This window comes from Acinetobacter sp. ABJ_C5_2, assembly GCF_044538485.1.
GTDB classification, from domain to species: domain Bacteria; phylum Pseudomonadota; class Gammaproteobacteria; order Pseudomonadales; family Moraxellaceae; genus Acinetobacter; species Acinetobacter nosocomialis_A.
In genome coordinates this window covers 1-305 of the sequence record NZ_JBIUCS010000110.1, presented here as the reverse complement: position 1 = coordinate 305, position 305 = coordinate 1, and the positions used below count along the sequence as shown (strand labels likewise).

The window sequence follows — 305 nt, the reverse complement described above, 5'->3', positions numbered from 1 at the left end:
ATGGGTAACCCCACACTACCATCAGCGCTAAGAGGTTTCACTTCTGAGTTCGGGAAGGGATCAGGTGGTTCACTCTTGCTATGGTCGCCAGCACAACTGTTTATGGATACTTGCTTTGGTCTTATTGGTTGCCGAAGCGTTTTCCAAATCTTTACAGATTGGGCTGATTGAATCTGACTTGTTCATTTTATCTAGTGGAATAACTAAATCAAGTTTATTTGTAGATTTATGAATCGATTGATGCTTTATATACAACTGCTTGGGTGTTGTATAGTCAAGCCTCACGAGCAATTAGTATTGGTCAG

1 rRNA gene is annotated in these 305 nt (G+C 40.7%); it reads right to left on the bottom strand.

The annotated features are described in order from the left end of the window. Positions 1 to 92 (bottom strand): 5S ribosomal RNA (rrf, locus tag ACH8JV_RS19595); the annotation flags it as partial. Between the last annotated feature and the right edge of the window lie 213 nt (positions 93 to 305).